The sequence below is a fragment of the Pseudomonas sp. FBCC-B35 genome (assembly GCF_059133755.1).
This window is the reverse complement of record NZ_CP101439.1, coordinates 2,098,690-2,119,719: the sequence shown is the minus strand read 5'-3', so window position 1 is coordinate 2,119,719 and position 21,030 is coordinate 2,098,690. Positions and strand designations below refer to the sequence as shown.

21 protein-coding genes are annotated in these 21,030 nt (G+C 63.1%); 10 read left to right on the top strand and 11 right to left on the bottom strand.

The features are described 5' to 3' along the window. Positions 1 to 90 precede the first annotated feature (90 nt). The 10 genes from NMB38_RS09800 (at position 91) to NMB38_RS09755 (ending at position 10,045) form a co-directional block, all read left to right on the top strand. A complete protein-coding gene (locus NMB38_RS09800; protein ID WP_372238334.1) occupies positions 91 to 825 on the top strand; it encodes a methyl-accepting chemotaxis protein in 735 nt (244 codons plus the stop codon). A gap of 112 nt (positions 826 to 937) precedes the next feature. After that, positions 938 to 1,504, top strand: a complete 567-nt coding sequence (gene pnuC / locus NMB38_RS09795) for a nicotinamide riboside transporter PnuC (RefSeq protein WP_027915546.1) — start codon at positions 938 to 940, stop codon at positions 1,502 to 1,504. Then, a complete protein-coding gene (locus tag NMB38_RS09790) occupies positions 1,501 to 2,055 on the top strand; it encodes an AAA family ATPase (RefSeq protein ID WP_027915545.1) in 555 nt (184 codons plus the stop codon). The genes pnuC and NMB38_RS09790 overlap by 4 nt, the downstream gene beginning before the upstream one ends. Positions 2,056 to 2,354: 299 nt before the next feature. Continuing rightward, positions 2,355 to 2,789: a functional amyloid chaperone FapA gene (gene fapA, locus NMB38_RS09785; RefSeq protein WP_027915544.1), complete on the top strand. Its 435-nt coding sequence runs from the start codon at positions 2,355 to 2,357 to the stop codon at positions 2,787 to 2,789. 1 nt (position 2,790) lies between these two features. Further along, positions 2,791 to 3,369 (top strand): fibril amyloid subunit FapB, encoded by a 579-nt coding sequence (gene fapB, locus NMB38_RS09780; protein WP_049696093.1) that lies wholly within the window; start codon positions 2,791 to 2,793, stop codon positions 3,367 to 3,369. Positions 3,370 to 3,418: 49 nt separating this feature from the next. Beyond that, on the top strand, positions 3,419 to 4,837 hold the full coding sequence (fapC, locus tag NMB38_RS09775; protein WP_027915542.1) for an amyloid-like fimbrin subunit FapC: 1,419 nt from the start codon (positions 3,419 to 3,421) through the stop codon (positions 4,835 to 4,837). A 61-nt stretch (positions 4,838 to 4,898) separates the two neighbouring features. Beyond that, positions 4,899 to 5,579 (top strand): fibril amyloid maturation endopeptidase FapD, encoded by a 681-nt coding sequence (gene fapD, locus NMB38_RS09770; RefSeq protein ID WP_027915541.1) that lies wholly within the window; start codon positions 4,899 to 4,901, stop codon positions 5,577 to 5,579. Positions 5,580 to 5,624: 45 nt separating this feature from the next. Beyond that, positions 5,625 to 6,383, top strand: a complete 759-nt coding sequence (fapE, locus tag NMB38_RS09765; RefSeq protein ID WP_494355021.1) for a fibril amyloid subunit FapE — start codon at positions 5,625 to 5,627, stop codon at positions 6,381 to 6,383. A 45-nt stretch (positions 6,384 to 6,428) separates the two neighbouring features. Then, positions 6,429 to 7,709: a fibril amyloid transporter FapF gene (gene fapF / locus NMB38_RS09760; protein WP_027915539.1), complete on the top strand. Its 1,281-nt coding sequence runs from the start codon at positions 6,429 to 6,431 to the stop codon at positions 7,707 to 7,709. Between the two features lie 134 nt (positions 7,710 to 7,843). Next, on the top strand, positions 7,844 to 10,045 hold the full coding sequence (locus NMB38_RS09755) for an LTA synthase family protein (RefSeq protein WP_049696094.1): 2,202 nt from the start codon (positions 7,844 to 7,846) through the stop codon (positions 10,043 to 10,045). A gap of 68 nt (positions 10,046 to 10,113) precedes the next feature. On the opposite strand, the gene ureG is transcribed toward NMB38_RS09755, so the two are convergent. From ureG to NMB38_RS09700, 11 genes are all read right to left on the bottom strand, one after another. Continuing rightward, positions 10,114 to 10,737, bottom strand: coding sequence for an urease accessory protein UreG (gene ureG, locus NMB38_RS09750; protein ID WP_027915537.1), 624 nt, complete (start codon positions 10,735 to 10,737; stop codon positions 10,114 to 10,116). Positions 10,738 to 10,748: 11 nt separating this feature from the next. Beyond that, a complete protein-coding gene (locus NMB38_RS09745; protein ID WP_027915536.1) occupies positions 10,749 to 11,423 on the bottom strand; it encodes an urease accessory protein UreF in 675 nt (224 codons plus the stop codon). Further along, complete coding sequence (locus NMB38_RS09740) at positions 11,423 to 11,968, bottom strand: HupE/UreJ family protein (RefSeq protein WP_027915535.1); 546 nt, start codon at positions 11,966 to 11,968, stop codon at positions 11,423 to 11,425. The genes NMB38_RS09745 and NMB38_RS09740 overlap by 1 nt, the downstream gene beginning before the upstream one ends. A 17-nt stretch (positions 11,969 to 11,985) precedes the next feature. Further along, positions 11,986 to 12,471 (bottom strand): urease accessory protein UreE, encoded by a 486-nt coding sequence (ureE, locus tag NMB38_RS09735; protein ID WP_028687724.1) that lies wholly within the window; start codon positions 12,469 to 12,471, stop codon positions 11,986 to 11,988. A 10-nt stretch (positions 12,472 to 12,481) separates the two neighbouring features. Further along, positions 12,482 to 14,185: an urease subunit alpha gene (gene ureC / locus NMB38_RS09730; RefSeq protein ID WP_028687723.1), complete on the bottom strand. Its 1,704-nt coding sequence runs from the start codon at positions 14,183 to 14,185 to the stop codon at positions 12,482 to 12,484. Continuing rightward, on the bottom strand, positions 14,182 to 14,499 hold the full coding sequence (locus tag NMB38_RS09725) for an urease subunit beta (RefSeq protein WP_028687722.1): 318 nt from the start codon (positions 14,497 to 14,499) through the stop codon (positions 14,182 to 14,184). The genes ureC and NMB38_RS09725 overlap by 4 nt, the downstream gene beginning before the upstream one ends. Positions 14,500 to 14,518: 19 nt before the next feature. Beyond that, positions 14,519 to 14,821, bottom strand: a complete 303-nt coding sequence (locus NMB38_RS09720; RefSeq protein ID WP_003253929.1) for an urease subunit gamma — start codon at positions 14,819 to 14,821, stop codon at positions 14,519 to 14,521. 11 nt (positions 14,822 to 14,832) lie between these two features. Then, a complete protein-coding gene (locus tag NMB38_RS09715; protein WP_132578976.1) occupies positions 14,833 to 15,666 on the bottom strand; it encodes an urease accessory protein UreD in 834 nt (277 codons plus the stop codon). Between the two features lie 282 nt (positions 15,667 to 15,948). After that, complete coding sequence (locus tag NMB38_RS09710; protein WP_027915530.1) at positions 15,949 to 16,863, bottom strand: site-specific integrase; 915 nt, start codon at positions 16,861 to 16,863, stop codon at positions 15,949 to 15,951. Positions 16,864 to 17,106: 243 nt separating this feature from the next. Next, positions 17,107 to 19,368: an ATP-dependent DNA helicase gene (locus tag NMB38_RS09705; protein ID WP_494355020.1), complete on the bottom strand. Its 2,262-nt coding sequence runs from the start codon at positions 19,366 to 19,368 to the stop codon at positions 17,107 to 17,109. Further along, a complete protein-coding gene (locus NMB38_RS09700) occupies positions 19,365 to 21,014 on the bottom strand; it encodes a VRR-NUC domain-containing protein (RefSeq protein WP_132578978.1) in 1,650 nt (549 codons plus the stop codon). The genes NMB38_RS09705 and NMB38_RS09700 overlap by 4 nt, the downstream gene beginning before the upstream one ends. Between the last annotated feature and the right edge of the window lie 16 nt (positions 21,015 to 21,030).

Sequence of the window (21,030 nt, the reverse complement as noted above, 5' to 3'; positions counted from 1 at the left end):
GGGGCGGCGCATGCGCTGGCCAGATCGGCCGACCATGTAGGCGACAACGCCGGTGCGGCGCAACAGCAAAGCGCGCAGCAATCACTGCAGATGGACCAGGTGGCAACGGCCGTGAACGAGGTGACCTACGCCGTGCAGGATGTTGCCAAGACCGCCGAGCAGGCCGCCGGGGAGATGCACACCGCTCAGCAACAGGTCGCGCAGGGGCAGCAGGCGATCCATGGCAGCCTGGCTCAGATCGACCGGTTGTCCATGACCATCGAACAGGCAGTGCAGGTGATCCGCGATCTGGCCGGGCACAGTACCCGCATTGGCGGCGTACTGGACGTGATCCGCTCGATTGCAGAACAGACCAACCTGCTGGCCCTCAATGCGGCGATCGAAGCGGCTCGCGCAGGCGAGCAAGGCCGGGGTTTTGCCGTGGTAGCCGATGAAGTGCGCCTGCTGGCGCAGCGCACGGCCCAGTCCACCGCCGAGATCCACACCATAATCGAACACTTGCAGAGCCAGTCCGATGCCGCCGTCAAGGCGATCGACACCAGCAGCGAGGCCTCACGGCAAACTGTCACGCAAGCCCGTGAAGCAGGCGCCAGCCTCAATGCGATCAACCAGGCCCTGCACACCCTGACAGCGTTGAATGCTTCCATTGCCAGCGCCACCCTGCAGCAATCCCACGTAGTGGAAGACATCAACCGCAACGTGCTGGACACGGCAGGCCTTTCCCAGCAGGCGGCCGATGCGGCGCGTCAGTCCAGTGAAGCCGGCGTGGCGCTGGGCCGGCTCAGCCAGGACCTGGAACAACTGCTGCGCCAGTTCAAGGTCTGAAGCCGACACCGGCTCAGGGCTGCAAGACGGCCCTGATGCCGGCAACGCCCTACACCTTCCTTGAGCTAACCGCTACAATCGCGCCCCCCGCTCAATTCTCCAAGGATCGCCGATGTCCGGCCTTGAACTCATCGCCGCCGTCCTCGGCGTCATCGCTGTGTGGCTCACGGTCAAGCAGAACGCCTGGTGCTGGCCCATTGGCCTGATCATGGTGCTGATCTATGCCTGGCTCTTTTACGAGGTCAAGCTCTATTCGGGCATGCTGCTTCAAGTTGCCTATGCGCTGTTGCAAGTGTATGGCTGGTGGCAGTGGAAGCGCCCTGAACGCCAAGATGCGGCACGCCAGGTATCGAGCTTGCGACCCGGCGCGCTGCTCACCCACCTGTGCCTGGGCGTGCTGCTCAGCGCAGCATTAGGTGCTGCCATGGCCACCTGGACCGATGCCGCCCTGCCCTGGCTGGACGCCAGCCTGACTGGCTTCAGCCTGGTGGCGCAGTGGTGGATGGCGCAAAAGCGCTTGCAATGCTGGCCCCTGTGGGCCGTGGTGGACATCATCTATGTCGGGCAGTACCTGCACCAGCACTTGTACTTCACCGCAGCGCTGTTTGCGGTGCTTACCCTCATCGCCCTGCGCGGATGGCTGGAGTGGTACCGGGACCCAGCGTTGGTGAAGGCATGAGCGCTGTGACGAGCACTCAGGTGGTGGTGCTGTGCGGCCCCGAATCCAGTGGCAAGAGCTGGTTGAGCGGCCAGATCCAGGCGCGTTTCGGTGGGCTGGTAGTGGGTGAGTACGTGCGTCACTTCATCGACCAGCACTGCCGCGACACGTGCTACGCCGACATCCCCAGCATCGCCCGTGGGCAATTGGCCTGGGAAGACGCTGCACGCGCAAGCTCGCCGTCGCTGCTGATTCTGGATACTCATCTGCTCAGCAATATGCTCTGGAGCCAGACCTTGTTCGGCGATTGCCCACCTTGGCTGGAGCAGGCTCTTCTCGATCGTCACTACGACCTGCACTTGCTGCTTAGCCCTGAGGGCGTGCCCTGGGTTGCCGATGGTCAGCGCACCCAGCCGGATGTGCGAGAGCGCCAGCAGTTTTTCGGGGCGAGCCTGCACTGGTTGCAAGACCACGATCAGCCTTACCGCATCATCGAAGGCGACTGGGCAACACGGCAGGCCCTGGCGCTGGAGCTGGTCGCTTCAATGCTGCGTCGCTCGGCCCCGGTGTAAAGCCCCTGACACACCCCCGCCGCAGCCAACCCTGCAAGCATGCGGCTTACGCCGTGAAGTGCGGTAAGTGTCACGCCACCGAAACACTGCCTGCCACTGTGATCAAACCCTCTCCCAGAGGTGACCGCTCGGTCACCGGTATCTGCTCGTTGTATCAGCCCTGACACAACGCAGGCCTGCACGACGGCCTTTATCACGCTAACCCCCTGAAATACCGCGACTTCTCAAAAGCGGCACGGCTCCTGCTCTTGCTAGCGCAACGCTGAACAAGGCCAGCGGCTGAAGAAGGAACCGCCGTCGTGAGGAACATCGACAAACGCCTGGGTTACCTGTTGCTGCTGGGGTGCGTGGTCAGCTCGCTCAGCGCAACCACCCAAGCCGACAATGGCACCATCGTCATTACCCGCGACGTGCAGACACGCAATGCCGTGATTCCCCCACTGCGCCCGGACCCCACACCTACCACCGTCAATGCCAACCCGGTCAATCATGTGCTGCGCCAGACCAACGAGTTGAGTGACGGCGACTTCGCCAGCATCAGCAGCGGCTCAGGCATCAACGCCATGATCACCCAGCAGACCGACCACCTGGGCGGCAACCTCGGCCACCAGACCCAATTGCCCAACCTGGCAGGCGGACGTGGATCAGGCTCGGGCAACGGGATCTCCAACATGGTCAATTCGAGCGTGCAGAAAGGCCTAGCGCCCCTGCAGATCCTGACGGGGGGCAAATGACATGAAGCCTGCCCTGCTCGTAATCACCCTGCTGTGCAGCGCGTCCGCCATCGCCCAGCCACCGGCTGCCGTCAGCAACAACGCCACCATCGACGACGCCGGCCGTGCCTATCAGGGCAACATGACGGTCAACCAGGCTGCCGGAGACCTGCAGCAGCAGGCCAACGCCCGGGCGTTCGCCCTGGGCCACGGCGCCAGTGCCACGACACAGATCCGGCAGCGGCTCAATACACCTCCGGACGCTGCCATGGATACCCAGGCCAATATTGGCGGCGCCTCGTTCAGCCACGGCAATGGCGCGCTTGGTGTCAACCAGAGCGCCGGTGCAGGCACCCAGCAGGCCAACGCCCTGCGCATCAGCGTGGGTATACAACCGCAAAGCATCGACGACAGCGTCCTCCTGCAACAGAACGTGACGCTGCTCAACACCTTTGACTCAGCTACTACCTCGACGGGTCATCGCCAGGTCACCACCAGTGACCAAGCGTTCACCGGTGGCCGTGGCGTGGTTCAGCTGAATCAGAGTGCCGGGGTGGGAAACCGCATGGCCAACACCTTGAGCATACGGGTCGCCGACTGACCGTTTGAGTCATGAACGACACTTAACCTTTAGAGTACGGAGAATCACCATGAAACCTTCGATGGCACTCAAGCCTCTGGTTTTCGCAATTGCTGCGGTCATGGCCGTTGCTGTACAAGCCGATCAGAACCGTCGCAGCTACAACGGCAACAGCACCACCTGGCTGCCCATCTCGGCCAAGGCCGATGCGCTGGACACCCAGCGTAGCACCGGCAACACCATCACCAACCAGGGCACCGTCAACGAAGCTGAAATGAGCAGCTCGGCAACCGGTGCCAGTGGCAACGTGGGTGTCAACGTGGCGTCTGGTAACGGCAACCAGCAGGGCAACGCGTCGGCCATCGCCAATGCCGCTGCCGACTCTACCCTGGACAACAGTTTCGTCTTCGGCACCGCCGAAGCCAACGCTGACGTCAGCCAGTACAGCAACAACAACCGTGTCGACAACTGGTCGACCCAGTCTTCGGCAGTGATGAGCGGCTCTGGCGAAGGCAGCTCGGGTAACGTGGGCATCAACATTGCCGGCGGCGACCTGAACCAGCAGAAAAACAGCATGGCCATCGCCAATACCAACGCCGGTATCGGCAATGCCACGGCTACGGCCAAGGCCGATCAGAACGGCCCAGGGCTTGTGGTCAACAACGGGGCCGACCGCACGTACCGCGTCGATACCCTGACCTTCACCACCTCGGCCACCGGTTCCAGCTCGCGTGAAGGTACGCTGAACTCCACCGATGACCGCAGTGCCTCGTCCAGCTTCAACCTGGCGGGTTCGCAAAGTGCCAGCTCCAGCGGCTCCAGCGGTTGGAATTCAAGTGGTTCGAGTGCCAATAACGCCAGCGGCTCCAACAGTGCCAGTGCCAGTGGTTCCAACAGCTGGGGCATGAACGGTTCGGCAAGCGGCAGCGCCAGCGCCTCGAGCAGCGCCAGCCTGAGTGCCAGCCTGGCAGCGGCTGCCGATGCCACGCGTACCCTGACCCTGACCAACGGCGATCGCGAGCGCACCCGCACCAGCAGCGTAGACGGTTCGCTCAATGCATCCCTGGATGCTTCGGTGAACACCTCGCAGCAAAGTGCATACGACTCTTCGTTCGAAAAAGCCTTCGACTCCAACTACGACAAGTCGCGCGAGTCGTCCTATAACCATTCGCGGGACTCGTCGTACACCAAGTCGCATGACTCTTCCTACGAGAACGCTTCGGCTTCGGCGTATGAAAAGTCTGGCGAAACCTCCAGTCAGTCCTCCAACGACGTCGCCAAGAGCTACAGCGAAAGCAGCGCTTACGACTTGAGCAATACCGTGTCCTTCCAAGTGCTGACCCCGACCGGCTGGGCCAACCCTGTGACCAACACTGCAACCCTTAGCGGTTCGGTCAATGGCGGCAGCGGCAACCTGGGCGTGAACGTGGCGGCCGGTGTGGGCAACCAGCAGAGCAACTCGCTGGCCATCTCCAACACCTCGTTCTGATGCCAGACCCCAAGGCCCCCTTCTTGGGGGCCTATCTCCAACGCACCCAAAGGCGTCGATCATGCGCGTATTCGCCCTGGCGTTCCTGCTGTGCCTGGCCAGCATGGGTCAAGCAGCCCAGATGCCGCTGTCCGTCCTGCCTGGCGGCGCGGTGGTGTTCAAGCCCATCCAGAGCATGCGCGAACGCAAGTTCGCCGACTTGGTGCAACAGAAGACCGATTTCAGCTGCGGCGCCGCCGCGCTGGCAACCATCCTGCGTCAGGCCTACTGGCTGGACGTGGACGAACACCAGATCATCGAGGGCATGCTCACCCATGCCGACCAGAACCTGGTCCGCACCCAGGGGTTTTCGATGCTCGACATGAAGCGCTATGTGGAAAGCCTGGGCATGCGCGCCCGGGGTTACCGAGTGGCGCCCGAGACACTGAACAGCGTTCGAATCCCAGTGGTGGTGCTGATGGACATCCGCGGCTACAAGCACTTTGTGGTCATGCAGAAGGTCGACCGGGGCTGGGTCTACATCGGCGATCCGGTGCTGGGGCACAAGCGTTACAGAACCGAGGACTTCCTAAAGGGCTGGAACGGCATCATCTTCGCGGTGATCGGCCAGGGCTACGACAAGCAAAACGCCCTGCTCGACCCTCCGCTGCCGCTGACGGCCAAAGGCCGCCTGGACGGCTTCACGCCGGTCAAGGATGCCGATCTGCTGGACTACGGCTTCATTCGAAGCGATTTCTTCTAACGCCTCTTCCAAGAACAAGGTGCACGATGCGCCGGGGAGCATTGCATGAAGACCCCTATCTGGTTGGTTCTGGCCTGCATGACGGTCAGCCTGCCTATCCACGCCGAAGTGCTGCACCCTATCGAGCTCAAGGACCAGGAACTGGCGAGCTTGCGCGGACGCTACGTGATGCCGGGTCGAATCGTGAGTTTCGGCATCGTCATGAGCAGCACCTGGCAGAACGCGCGCGGTGAAGTGATAGGCGCCAGCAGCACCTTGCAGGTGCAGCAGGCCACGATCAAGCCGCAATTCTACGTCTCGTTGATCGATGAGCGCGGCGCGCCGACGGCCCAGGGAAGTGCCCAGCCGGTTGCCCAGGGCAGCGGTACGGTGAGCGGCGGTGCCGGGCTTGGTACTACGCAGGGGGTGACCCAAGTGGTCCGCGCGGCCGGCGACGACAACAGTGCCTACAACAATGTGAACGTCAATGTGACCAAAGCCGACCAGGCTCCCACAGTGCAGCCCCATGGGCAGGTATTGGCCGCCGGACAGACGCTGATGGCCGAGAACGGCGCTGGCGCGCTGAGCGTGTCGTCCACAGGCGTAGGCGTGCAAATGAACATAGATGCCCACGGCAATCAGGGCAACAGCGTGCAGCGTCTGGCCCAAGGCGGGTTGATGCAGAACACCACCGTGCTCGGCAATGGCAACCTGGTGAACAACGTCACCTCTCTGAACGTGGTCATGCGCCAGAACCTGCCAACCGCCGCTTCGCTAAATGGCAGCCTGGACCAGCTCAAAGGGCTTCGCTCTGTCGGATACTGATCTACGCTCAGTCTCATCACAGCAGTCGGAAGGGACGGCATCTTCATGCAACGATCGTTAGCACTCAAAGCGGTTGTGTGTTTGACAACCTTGGCACCCGCCACATCGCTATACGCCGCTGTAGATCCGCAAGTCGAAGCACTCAAACAGGAACTGACCGAACTCAAGCGCCGCTACGAAGCCCAGCAGCAGGCGCTGATGGTGCTGGAGCAGCGGGTTCGCCAGGTCGAAGAAACCCCGGCAGCCCCCCCGCCCAAACGCCTGGTGCGATCGCCCAGCGAACGGGTCAAGGGGGGGCAGACCGTCGCTGCCGGGGCGCCTGGGACCACCGGCGCCTCGTATGGGCAGGCGCTGGCCGCGGACTCCGAGCCTGCGCAGAGCGTCTCCAACTTGTACGACGAGGCCAGCGGGTTCTTCGGGGGTGGCAAGTTCAGCCTCGAAACCGGCTTGACCTATACCCACTACGACACCCGCGCCCTGACCCTCAACGGCTTCCTGGCGCTGGATTCGATCTTCTTGGGCAATATCAACCTGGACCGTATCAAGGCCGACAACTGGACCCTGGACCTGACGGCACGCTACAACCTGGACCAGCGTTGGCAGTTTGACATCAACGTCCCGGTCATCTACCGCGAGTCCACCTATTCGTCTGGCGGCGCTGGAGGGGCCGGGCCGAGCACCTCGGACGCCACGGTCACGCGCGACCCGGAAATCGGCGATATCAACGTAGGTGTCGCCTACAAGTTCCTGGACGAATCCGAGACCTGGCCAGATGCCGTAGCCACCTTGCGGGTCAAGGCGCCGACCGGCAAGGACCCCTACGGGATCAAGCTGCGCGAAGTGGCGGGCAACGACAACCTTTCGGTGCCTGAGAGCCTGCCGACCGGCAACGGGGTCTGGTCCATCACGCCGGGTATCTCCCTGGTCAAGACGTTCGACCCGGCCGTGCTGTTCGGCAGCTTGTCCTACACGTACAACCTGGAAGACTCCTTCAGCGACATCAGCCCGCAGGTCAACAGCAAGGTACCCGGTGACGTGAAGCTGGGCGACTCGTGGCAAATCGGTGCGGGCATTGCCTTCGCGCTGAACGAGAAGATGAGCATGTCGTTCTCGGTCTCCGACCAGTTCGGACGCAAGAGCAAGATCAAGCCCGACGGTGGTGACTGGCAATCGGTCTCCAACAGCGACTACAACGCGGCCAACTTCAACGTCGGCATGACGTTTGCGGCGACCAACAACCTTACGATCGTGCCCAATCTGTCCATCGGGCTGACCGATGATGCGCCCGACTTCTCGTTCAGTCTGAAATTCCCCTACTACTTCTGATGGTCGACGCACCGGGCCCGCTTACGCGGGCCTGGCTTTTGTGTGCCAGCGCTTTGCACGCCCGCTTTGCCCGCCCTTGGCCTGTTATCATCAGCCACAGATTGATGACGATTTAATGGCAAAGGAACGTTTTTGTGAAAAGCCTCTCAGACCCCTCACACAAGCGGCTCGCCGCCTTGGCCGTGTTGGTGCTGGTGCTACCCTTGGGCGCACGTGCCGCGTTGGGCTGGTCCAACCCGCTTGGCTATCTCTCCGACCTGGCCCTGGGCGGCGCGCTGTTACTGCTTTTGCATCGTCGGCCCTGGTGGCTGGCGCTGCCGGTGCTGCTGGCGTGGGCCCTGCTTTGGGTCGCCTCGGCCGAACTGGTGAGCGCGGTGGGACGGTTGCCCACCAGCGCAGACCTCGCCTACCTGGTCGACCCGCAGTTCATGGAAAACTCCACCGGGGGCGGCCTGGCCCACGCCTGGCTGGCTTGGTCCATGGGTGCCGGGCTGCTGGCCTGGTTGGCCTGGGCATGGAAGACCCGTCGCCAGCCTGGCCGGCCGTTACCACGCAAGGCGTGGGTAGCGGTACTGGCCTTGTTTGGCGTGCATTGGGCCAGTCAACACCTGGCACCCTCCGATGCCGAGCAATGGCGCCAATACAACCTGGGCCATCAGCTCGCCTCTGCGGCGGTGGGCGATGTGCAGCGCCAAGTGCAACGCTGGAGCGGCCAGGTGACGCCGTTCACCCCCCTGCCCAGCGCCGGCCTTACCCAATCAGACCTCAACGGCCAACGCTTGCTCGATGGCCCAGGCAGTGCGCGCAACCTGCTGGTCATCACGGTCGAGGGCATCCCCGGTGCCTACCTGCGCCCCAATCGCGAGGCGCTGCACAGCCGCTTCGACGAAGACTTGATGCCGCGCTTGAGCCAGTGGGCTACGCGGGGCATGAATACCCCGGACTATGTCCTACACAGCCACCAGACCATACGCGGGCTGTATGCAATGCTCTGCGGCGACTACGACAAACTGGCCAACGGCACGCCCAAAGGCGTGGAGTTGTTGACCCAGGCCGAGCGCAACCAGGCCTGCCTGCCGGCGCAGTTGCGCCAAGCTGGTTTTACCACCCATTACCTGCAAGGCGCTGGGCTGCGTTTCATGGCCAAGGACCGCATCATGCCCCACGTAGGTTTTGATTCGGTACATGGCGTAGAGTGGTTCGGCAACCGCAATTACCTGGACTTCCCATGGGGCAAGGATGACCGAGCCTTTTTCGAAGGCGCGCTGGATTACGTCGGGCAACTGCGCAAGCAAGACCAACCGTGGATGCTCACCCTGCTCACCGTCGGCACCCATCAGCCCTACTCCGCCCCTGCCGATTACCTGGCGCGCTTCGACACCCCCAAGCAGGCCGCCGTGGCCTATCTGGACGACGCCTTGGGCGCTTTCTTGGACAACCTGGAGCGCCAGGGCGTGCTCAAGGATACCTTGGTGGTGGTCACCTCGGATGAATCCCACGGCATCGATGGGGTGCGCTTGGCTTCTTCCTGGGGCTTCAACCTGACCCTCGCACCCGATCAGGCCCAGTTGCCTCACCTCAAGGGCGGTACCTACGGGCACGTCGACCTGGCCACTTCGCTGCTCGACTATTTCGCGCTGCCCATCCCGCTGGCCCTTGGCGGGCGGTCGATGTACCGAGACTACGACACCGGCCGCGAAATGATCTCGTTCACCAATGGCATGCTCCGCTACCACGACGGCAAGGGCGTGTTTACCGAGTGCGATTTCCAGCAGCGCTGTCGCCGTTACGCCAGTGAAGGGTTCATTGCCGATCGGGCCCGCTACCTGGACCAGGGCGACAATGCGCTGGGGCAGCAAATAGGTGCATTGGCCGGCGTACTGGACCAATCGCTGATGCAAAGCCCCCTCAATCTGCGCTATCAATTTGGCGGGCCCTCACCCATCCAGCTCAGCAAGCGCATCCATGACGACTGGGCCGATAACCTGATCGGCGCGCAGTACCTGGAGATGCCCGAAGGCTCGCGCACGCGTGTCAGGGTCAAGGTGCGTGCGCTGGACGCCCGGCACGCCGCTTACATCCAGCTCAAGGCCAAGCAACTGGAGCAGGATGTGCCGCTAGGCTTGCCGGAGGAAGTCAGGGTCACCGCCGACGAACCGTTGGAGATGGAGTTCGGGTTCGACAACCCAGTGGAACGCAAGGCCTTCTCGTTCCACCTTCTGGGTTATGGGGGTGGGCAGGTCGAGGTGAGTGACTTCAGCGTCATCACCGCATTGCCTGGCGAGGCGGATTTTCAGGATGAACTGACGCCGGAGCACGTTGCGCACTCAGGCTGATGCGCTGCCTGGTCTTGTCTACCCAGCCTGGCGTACGGCCCAGGCTGGGGGTTGCACATCAAGCGGAGTCAGGTCCGCACGCCCAGCATGCCTCGCTCGATGATGAAGTCGATCACCGCCTGCAACCCCTCCCCTTTTTTCAGGTTGCTGAACGTCCAGGGCCGCTCGGGCCGCATCCGTTGGGTGTCACGCTCCATTACTTCGAGTGAAGCCCCAACGTACGGTGCCAGGTCGGTCTTGTTGATGACCAGGAAGTCCGACTTGGTGATGCCGGGTCCGCCCTTGCGCGGAATCTTCTCCCCTTCGGCGACGTCGATCACGTAGATGGTCAGGTCCGCGAGCTCGGGGCTGAACGTGGCGCTCAGGTTATCGCCGCCACTTTCGACAAAGATGACTTCAAGGTTGCCAAACTTGCGCGCCAGCTCCTCGACGGCTGCGAGGTTCATCGACGCATCTTCACGAATGGCCGTGTGCGGGCAGCCGCCGGTTTCCACGCCCACGATGCGCTCAGGCTCAAGTGCGCCGGCTTCGGTCAGAATACGCTGGTCTTCCTTGGTATAGATGTCGTTGGTCACCACCGCGATCTGGTAATGATCGCGCATGGCCTTGCACAGCGCCTCGAGCAATGCGGTCTTGCCGGAGCCCACAGGGCCACCCACACCGACACGCAGGGGTTGTTGATAGCTTTGCATTCAGGCAGTCCTCAAGAGCGGAACAAACGGGTGTATTGGGTTTCGTGACGCGACGATGCGATGGCCAGCAGCGGCAAGCCGCCGCCAAGCTGGTCGTCGCCAAGGGTCAGTGCATGATCGAATGCGTCGGGCAGGTCGTTGCTGAGCGCATGCAGCAGGGTCTGGGCAGCCTGTTGGCCGAACGGCACCAGCTTGACGCCGGCCATCACCGCCCCTTCGAGCCAGGCGAAGCCGTAGCCCATGGCCAGTTGGCGCAAGGGAATCGCCCAATGCACAGCCAGCCAGGCCATGGCACCGAGCTGGGTGAGCCCTAGGCTGTCACGCCAGGCCGGGACCTGTGCCAGTTGCCAACCGTCGAGCAGGCGCGCCAGCGCGGCCCCGCGCTGTCCCTCTTCCAGGCGCAGCTCTGCGGTTTCGCGATTGGCCAGCAAGAACCGGCACCAGCGGGCGTAAGCCTGGGCATCGCTGGCCAGGCAGGCGTCGTATAGGCGGACAAGCACGGGCCAGTCCAGGCACGCGAGGGTGTCCTGGACCTGTTCGCGTTGCCAGGCTGCAAAGCCAGCCGTGTCCTTGACCCACCCTGCTTCAACTGCCCATTCCAGGCCTTGCGAGTAAGTGAAGCCCCCGACTGGCAAGCCGGGGCTTGCCAGCTGCAACAATCGCAGCAACGCCAGATCGGTGCTCATCAACCTGCCAGCACCAGGGCTGCACCGGCCAACAGCCCACCGCCGAACGCTTTCTGCAGCCGCGCATGACGACGCAGCAGCAGGCCTGCGGCGTAGCCACAGGCCAGTAACAGGCCGCTCACTGCAACGAAACCTGCGCTGAACTGCCAGAACGCGCTAGGCGTCGCCTCCACCCCATGCGCCCAGCCATGGAACAGCGCGAACACCGGCATGGCCAGGGCCAGCAGCAGTTGCCTTGCTGGCAGCAGCATTGCTGCACCAGCCACCACCAGCGAGCCAGCAATCAGGGTTTCCATGCCCAGCACATTGCCGAACACGTGCCCCCCTACAGCACCGGCGAACATCGCCGCCAATGTGGCCAGGGGGAGCAGCAACGTGCGGCCGGTGAGCGCCGCTAACACGCCTGTACCCAGCAGCATCAACAGGTGATCCAGCCCGGTCAGTGGGTGCAACAGCCCGTCCTGTAGCGGGTGGGTATCGTGACCCGGGTGGGCGAAAGCCGGCAATGCCAGCATCAGCAGCAACAACGCGAACATCTTTTTCATAGGTAGCTCCAACAGGGTCAGGAATGAGCAGGCAGGCGCACGAAGGGATGGCCATGGGCATGGGCATGTGGCGCACTCTGGTAGGCGCCGGCCTCCGGTTCGAAAGGCGCCTGTTCGGCCTCCACTGTCAGGCCCAGGCCACGCAGCATGTCATCGAGCACATGGTCATGCTGAAAGCGCAGCAGGCCAGGCTCGATTTGCAGGGGTACGTGTCGATTCCCCAGGTGATAGGCGGCGCGTGCAAGCAGGTGCGGGTCCGCACAGCGCACGGTCGAGACTGCTTCGGGCGCGGCTTGTACTCGGATCAACTGGCTACCGGTGGCATCTGCCAGCAGTTCTCCGCCGCGCAGCAGGTGACCCCGTTCCAGCATCAAGCCCGCTTCGCGGCCATCGTCCAGGGTTACCCGCAAACGGCTTTTGATGCGGCTGTCCACATCCAGGGTGACAGTGCCGGTTTGGGCATGAGTACCGGGGTCGGTGATACGACGGGTAAGGACTAGCATCGGAACTCCTTCAGAACAGGAAATAGCGCTGCGCCAGCGGCAGCTCGGTGGCCGGTTCGCATACCAGCAGTTCACCGTCGGCCCTGACCTGATAGGTCTGGGCGTCGACTTCGATCACCGGTTGCAGGGTGTTGTGGATCATGTCGGCCTTGCGCACCCGTCGGCAGCCGTGGGCCACCCCGATCAGGCTGCGCAGGTTCAATGCCTGGTGCAGGCCGTCGTCCATTGCGGCCTGTGGCAGGAAGGTCATGCGTGTGGCATGGCGGGCCGCGCCCAGGGCGCCGAACATCGGCCGGTAGTGCACCGGTTGCGGCGTTGGAATCGAGCCGTTGACGTCGCCCATGGGCGCAGTGACGATCATGCCGCCCTTGATCACCAACGCGGGCTTGATCGCGAAAAACGCCGGTGACCACAACACCAGGTCTGCCAGTTTGCCCGCCTCGACCGAGCCGACCTCATGGGCGATCCCGTGGGTGACTGCAGGGTTGATGGTGTACTTGGCGATATAGCGCTTGACCCGGAAGTTATCGCTGTAGGCCGTATCGGGCGCCAGGGGTCCGCGACGCTTTTTCATCTGGTGTGCCACCTGCCAGGTGCGTAGCACGACTTCCCCGACCCGGCCCATGGCCTGGGAATCGGAAGACGTCATGGCGAAGGCGCCCATGTCATGCAGGATATCCTCGGCCGCAATGGTCTCGCGCCGGATACGCGACTCGGCGAAGGCGACGTCTTCGGCAATGCTCGGGTCCAAGTGGTGGCAGACCATCAGCATGTCCAGATGCTCATCCACGGTATTGACCGTGTAGGGCAAGGTCGGGTTGGTCGAGGACGGCAGTACATTGGGCTGCCCCGCTGCCCGGATGATGTCGGGCGCATGCCCCCCGCCAGCCCCTTCGGTATGAAAGGTGTGGATGGTGCGCTCGCCAATGGCGGCCAGGGTGTCTTCGATGCAGCCGGACTCGTTGAGGGTGTCGGTATGGATAGCCACCTGGATGTCCATCTCCTCGGCCACCCCCAGGCAACAGTCGATGGCCGCGGGGGTCGACCCCCAATCCTCGTGCAGCTTGAGCCCCACAGCCCCGGCGGCGATCTGCTCGCGCAGCGCCTCTGGCCGCGAAGCATTGCCTTTGCCCAGCAACCCGATGTTGATGGGCAGGCTGTCAGCTGCCTGGAGCATACGCGCCAGGTACCAGGGGCCTGGTGTGCAGGTGGTGGCATTGGTGCCGGTGGCAGGTCCGGTACCGCCGCCAATGAAGGTCGTGACGCCGCTGTTCAAGGCTTCATCCACCTGCTGTGGGCAGATGAAATGGATGTGCGAATCGATGCCGCCGGCGGTGACGATCTTGCCTTCGGCCGCAATCACCTCGGTGCCGGGACCGATTGGCAAGGTGACGCCTGGCTGCACGTCAGGGTTGCCGGCCTTGCCAATGCCTGCAATGCGGCCCTGCTTGATGCCAATGTCAGCTTTGACGATGCCCCAGTGGTCGATGATCAGCGCATTGGTAAGGACCAGATCCATGGCCTCGGCGGCCAGCATCTGCCCTTGGCCCATGCCGTCGCGGATGACCTTGCCGCCGCCGAACTTCACTTCTTCACCGTACAGGGTGTAATCCTTTTCGACGGCCACCCACAGCTCGGTGTCAGCCAGGCGTACCCGGTCCCCCACCGTGGGCCCGAACATGTCGGCATAAGCCTGGCGAGACAGTCGGCTCATGCTTCACGCTCCAGAGGCCCCATGACCTTGCCCTGGAACCCGTACACCTCACGCTTGCCGGCGTAGGCGACCAATTGCACGGTACGAGCCTGGCCGGGTTCGAAACGCACGGCGGTACCTGCCGGAATGTCCAGGCGAAACCCGCGGGTAGGGCCACGCTCGAAAACCAGGGCCGCGTTGACCTCGTAGAAATGGTAATGCGACCCGACCTGCACGGGGCGGTCGCCGTGGTTGGCAACGCTCACGCTGACGGTGGCACGGCCGCTGTTGAGCTCGATGTCGCCGAGGGCGACCTGGATTTCACCTGGAATCATCAGGGGCTCCGGTGGGGTTTCAGACAATGGGGTCATGCACCGTCACAAGCTTGGTGCCATCGGGAAACGTTGCTTCTACCTGCACGTCGTGCAGCATCTCGGCGATGCCGGGCATGACCTGCTCGCGGGTCAGCACCTCACGGCCGAGGCTCATCAGCTCGGCGACCGTTCGCCCGTCGCGTGCTCCTTCGAGCACCGCCGCGCTGATCAGCGCCACCGCCTCCGGGTAATTGAGCTTCAGGCCACGGGCCAGGCGCCGTTCGGCCAGCAATGCGGCGGTGAACAGCAGCAGTTTGTCTTTCTCTCTAGGGGTCAGCTCCATCGGTACTCTCTTCAGGTGGCCCAGATGCGTGGCGGGCAGGCGGACAGCCCCAGGACGGCCGGACGCAGCACTTGCCACAGGCGTTGCAGGGTGTGTTGCAGGCGTTGGTTATCGTGATCGAGCAGGCGAATCACCAGCAGCGAGCCGAGCAACGTCGCGCCTGCCGGGATACCTAGCCCATCCAGATGCGGGCGTACGGCCTCGAGGGTGTCTTGATTGGCGGGCGCAGCGCAGAAGGTTGCCAGCAACGGATGACCGCCGAGCTTCTCCAGGCGTCCACCGCGCACCCGCAAGCGTTCGTGCAAGCCGATTTCGTCTGCCTGCTCAATGCTCAGCAGGCTGTCGAGCGCGCCTTGCTCGAAGCGCTCCTGCATGACCGGCCTGCCCAGGCAAAGGGTTTCCCAGGCCAGCAGTCGAGCACCTGTTTCGAGGGTGAAGCGGCTCTCGAGCGTTGCCTTGGCACCATTGAAAAAAATGCTGTCCTGCGGCAGCCACTCCAGTGTGCTGCCCGCTGCCAGGCGAAAGCGCTGGGTCAGGCGCGCCGTCGGCCCTACGCTGCGGTAGAACTTGCTCGCCCCCGGCATGGTGAGCAGTGCGTGGCTACCGGGTTCCAGGCTGATGTCCAACTCCAACCGGTCACCGGCAACGATGCCGCCTGGCGGATGCAGGACATAGACATGGCATGGCGCACCTTCTGGATAGAATGGCCGTTGCACCAAAAGAGGTCCGAAATGCCGGCGCGCACCAAGGCGGGTCACACCCTCACGTAGGACGAAACGCAATTGCAGATGAGCGCTCCACCCGCTCGGGTCATCCAATGTATTCAGCGGCTCTGCGAGCATCATCCTGCAGCCCTTGTAATGCGTGGCCTGGTAGCCGTTGGGAGGGCATTGGGCGGGAACGGCTGCCCGCCCCTGCCTGACCACTCGATCAATATTCTCGAAGTGGACTTAGCAGGGAATGGGCCAATTCAGTGGATCAGTCACAGACGCTGATATCAGACAGCTGCGCCCGCATCGGGCAGCCCGATGTCGCGTGCACTAGGCAGGGGCAACCACGAGCGCTATTGAGGTGCTCGTGGCCATGGGCGTAGGGTCTTCCATCCTCAGGAGAAAGGATGGGCATGTTCAGTAGTCGAAGCGGTCCACAGCACGCCGACGTTCATTGTCATCGCGCCGGTCATAGATGGCAGTGGTCTGGATGTTGGCGTGGTGCGCCAGCTTCTGAGCGATGGACAGGTCGTGCTCTTCGATGACCCGCGTGATGAAGGCCCGACGAAAATCGTGCGGCATGATCTTCACGCCTACCTGCGTGCCGCGTTGGCGGGCAATGTAGTAGATCGCATGCTTGGTGATCCGGGCCCGGGTGATGTGGTTGCCCCGCCGGATACGGTTGAACAGAAACGGATCGTCCTCGGCGCCGGCAGGCAAGTCAGCGCGCCGCAGGTCAAGCCAGGCCTGCAGTTTCTCGAAGGCCCAGGGCGGGGCGTACTTGATCAGCTGGTGATTGCCCTTGCCCACCACCTGCAAACTGCGGGCCTCGAAATCCACCTGGTTCAGATCGATGTCCACCGATTCCGACTTGCGCATGCCAGTGCCGTACAACAAGGCAATGATGGCGGCGTCACGAACCCCCTGCGGGCGCGGGTCAGCGGCGCACACATCCATCAGTTCACGAATCAGGCTGCGCCGCAGGTTGCGACCAGGCGGTAGTCGCGAGCCAGTGGCAGGTTTGACTTCGCGCATGCGCAGCAGGTGCTCGTGGTCGATCAGGCCCTGTCGCCAGGCCTCGTTCATGACGCCGCGAATGGCATTGACATACAGTGACGAGCTGTTGGGCGCAAAACCATCACTGCGCAGCGCGGCGACCAGCCCTATCACATGGCCAGGCTCAAGCTGGTGCCACGGCACATCGACCAGGTTGCAGTCCACGAACCCTAGCCGGTCGGCAGCGTCCTGGAGGATATAGCGCATGGTCTGCTGACTGGAGGGCGCCAGCCGGTCCATGTACTGCAAGAGCGGGTTTTTCGGAAGTTCGGACAAAACATAAATCCTGTAGCAGTGTTGCAGCGCAGGCGGGCGATGAGTGCAGGCTACCCATTCTCAGGCTTTTGAGACAGCGCACGGGCCAGGCCACTGCGAACCTGACACGCTCAACCGCCCTCCAATACAACGGATTGCGGATCGGTGTGGTCGCTGATCTTACCGCAAAGGCTCGACCAGAACGAACGCAGGGCCTCAAAGCCGCCTTTTCATCAGTTGAGGAATCGGGCCCAAGCAGCAGGGTCAGGCAATCGCTGGCGGCCACCAGCCTGGGAACATCTGCTGGACGCGGGGTTCGGCAAAGCGCTCGTCGATGAGCACCAGCACTCCGCGGTCCTGGTCGCCCCGGATGACCCTGCCTGCGGCCTGGATGACCTTGCGCACACCTGGATACAGGTAGGCATAGTCAAACCCGGCGCCGAACTGGCGCCCAAGTCGCTGCTTGAATTGCTCGTTGATCGGGTTGACCTGGGGCAGGCCCAAGGTGGCCACGAATGCGCCGATCAAGCGCGTTCCCGGCAGATCGACACCTTCACCGAAGGCCCCGCCCAATACCGCAAACCCTATGCCGCGCCCGCCTTCGACGAATCGGTCCAGGAACGCCTGACGTTCACCCTCGTCCATGCCTGGCGCTTGCGACCAGAGGGGGATCTGCCCGTGCTGGCGCGCCAGCAACTCGGCCACCTGCTGCAGATATTCGAAGCTGCTGAAGAAGGCAAGGTAGTTACCGGGAAGGCGCTGGTACTGCTGCGCAATCAGCTCGACGATTGGCGCTAACGAGGCGCTGCGCTGCTGATAACGCGTGGAAACCTGGCTTGCGATGCGCACTTGCAGCTGCTCGGCGCGAAACGGTGCGGCCACCTCAAGCCAGGCGGTGTCCGCCGGCATCCCCAGCAGGTCGTGGTAGAAGCGTCGGGGGCTCAGGGTGGCTGAAAACAGAGTCACGCTGCGGGCCGCCCGCATGCGGGGCGAGAGCAGCCGCGCCGGGTTGACGCTACGCAGGCACAGTGTGGAATAGCGCTTGTTGCGTGGGCCGTTGCGCACACTGATGTCGAACATGAAATGCTCGTCGAACAGTTCAGCCACCCGGTTGAACTGCAACGCACTGAAAAAAAACTGCAGCAGTTGCGGATCGGTGTGCGCCGGGGACTGATTCATCTGCTCCTGGATCAGGCTTATGCATTGCTGGAGTGCGCGCAGCAGCGCTTGGGGCAACACATCACTGGCCTGATACGGTGCACGCTGCTCTTTGTGCAGTGCATTCCACTGCCGGTTCAAACGGTCCAGCGCGGTGGTCAGCCCGGCCGGCTTGCGTTGGCGTAATGCCTGCAGCTGGCCCTGATCGAGGCTGGCGCTGTACATGCTGCGGCCTCGATCGACCAGGTTATGAGCCTCGTCCACCAATACGGCGGTACGCCACTGGTTGGCCTGGGCCAGGCCGAAGAGCAAGGCGTGGGCATCGAAATAGTAGTTGTAGTCGGCAATGAGCACATCGACCCAGCGCGCCATTTCCTGCCCCAGGTAATACGGGCATACCTGGTGGGCCAATGCCACTGCGCGCAGGCTGCTGCGGTCGAGCAAGGGCTGGGCAGCGGCGGCTTCGCGTGCAGCGGGGAGCCTGTCGTAGAAGCCCGCCGCCAACGGGCATGACTCCCCATGGCAGGCTTTGTCCGGGTGTTCGCAGGCCTTGTCGCGGGCGATCAACTCCAGCGTGCGCAGGCCGGGCTGGGCCTGGGTGTCGGTCAGTTGACGAAGTGCATCAAGGGCCAGCGCGCGTCCCGGTGTCTTGGCTGTCAGAAAGAACAGCTTGTCCAGTTGCTGCGGCACCATGGCCTTGAGCAGGGGAAACAGCGTCCCCAGGGTCTTGCCGATGCCAGTGCTGGCCTGGGCCATGAGGCAGCGGCCAGTGCTCACGGCCTTGTACAGGGTCTCAGACAGCTGTCGCTGCCCTTGACGAAACTGCGGATAGGGAAAACGCAGCGCCAGTAGCCCTTGGTCGCGCTGCGCAATGCGCCGTTGCTGACCGTGAGCCCAGGCCAGAAACCGCTGGCACTGGTCGTCGAAGAAGGCCTGCAGATCCGTCGCTGTGCAGTGCTGGGTGATCAGCGTCTGCCCATCACTGTCGACGTCCAGGTATACAAGGGCGACATCTAGGGCTGCCAGGCCACGCGCCTGGCATAGCAGCCAGCCATAGACCTTGGCTTGAGCCCAGTGCAATTGGCGATGATTGTCAGGCTGACGAGCCAGGTCACCACGGTGGGTCTTGATTTCTTCGAGGCGGTTGCAGGCCGGGTCATAGCCGTCGGCGCGTCCGCGCACGCGCAAGGTTTCGAACTGACCTTCCAAGGCGATTTCCGATTCATAGCCCGCGCCCCGCCGTGCGACCACGCGCCGATGGCCTTCGATGCCTTCCTGGGCTGTGGGCGACGGCGTGAAGCGCAGGTCCAGGTCACCCACCTTGGCGCTGAACTCACACAACGCCCGTACGGCCACGCTGTAGCTCACGCCGCCTCGCTCCAGCGCACATGGCACACCGCAACCGGCAGGCCGTGCAGGCGGCAGAATTCCAGCCAACGCAGCTGGTTATCCTGCAGGCGATCACCCGGCCCCTTGACCTCCACCATGCGGTAGCTGCCCTGCTCCGGCCAGAACTGAATCAAGTCCGGCATGCCGGTGCGGTTATTGCGGATGTCCTGCAGCAGCCTCAAAAAGCATTGTTTCAAATGAGCGCCCGGCAAGCAGCCCAAGGCTTGGTCCAGCAGGGTTTCATTAAGCATGCCCCAGAACACGAACGGCGATTGCAGACCGCGCTTGGTGGCATAGCAGTCCCGAATGATTTGCCGATGCGTACCGTCGTCCAGCCGGCTCAGGCAACGCTCGAACACGTCGCTGCGCCGATGCTGGAAGTCGCTGTCGTGCAGGTCTTGGGGCGCCGACTGGAACGGGTTGAAGAAGGCCCCTGGAACCGGGGCGAACACAGCCTCCCAGCACAACAGGCCGAACAAGCTGTTGAACAAGGTGTTTTCCACATAGTGCACTTCGCCACCCGACGCAGCCAGGTGCTGTCGCACCGCTTCCTCAACGCCAAGCTCGGCGTGGGCCCTGGGCAGTTCCAGCTCGATCAACTCGACTGGCTTGAGGCGCTGGCGACGCTGAGGTGGCCCGCCAAGCTTGCGCGCCAAGCGCGGCAACATGCGCTCCAGCGCCTGTACCTCGAGCGCATTGGCCGGCGCTGCTGCCAGTTGCAAGGCCAGGGCATGGGCCTGCTCCCAGGACTGCGTGCGTTCCAGTACGCGCACTTGACGAATGCGCGCCTGGGGGTGGGCGCACTGGGCGTACACTGCCATGGCCTGATCCCATTCGCCCCTGCGTTCACACTGCTGGCCCAGCGCGAACAGTAACCGCGCCCGGCGCCTGGCCAGCCATGCATTGCCACTGTGCAAGCCTTGCAGTGTCGCCAGGACCGAAGCGGTATCGGCCCCCTCCTCAAGACGCTCGGCGCACTGGTGCAGCGCTAGCGCCAGGTCAACCTCCGAGCGCTGGTGCAAGGCCCGCGAGTCAGCACTGAACGCTACCTGCTCGAAGCGCAATACACCCAGGTCGGCCAGCACGAAGTCCGACCAGTCTTGATAGAGATTGCCGAAAAACAGCAGCCGGATCCGGTCACAGACCGGCTGTCGGCACCACTGCACGATACGCAGTTCGCTGTGGGCGAACCATTGGCGCAACGAACGGGGCGCCAGCTCCAATGCTTGCAGCTCGGCCAGCAACTCATGCTTGGCCGCACGCGGCCGGCTGAGCTGCGTTGCGAAACACTGCGCCAGTTCATCCTTGCGCAAGAGCGTGAACAACTGCTCCAGGGTCAAGCGCTCGGGCTCGCACACCCAGCCAAGCCCCATCAAAGGTGCCAGCGCCTGCCCGATATCACCAACCTCGGCATACTGCAGGCGATCATCGCGAAACAGCTCACCCTTGCGCATGACCATGCGCACCATGATCGCCTGTGCAGGTGCGTCGAGCTCGGCGAACGTAGCGATGAACGCCTGCTCGCTCAGATCGAGCAGGTCTGCATAGCGCTGACCCACCCAGCACAGGACCTGGCGGAAGTTATGCAGGTAATACAACGGATCTTCGACAGAATGGGCAATCACGGAAATCGGTCGGACG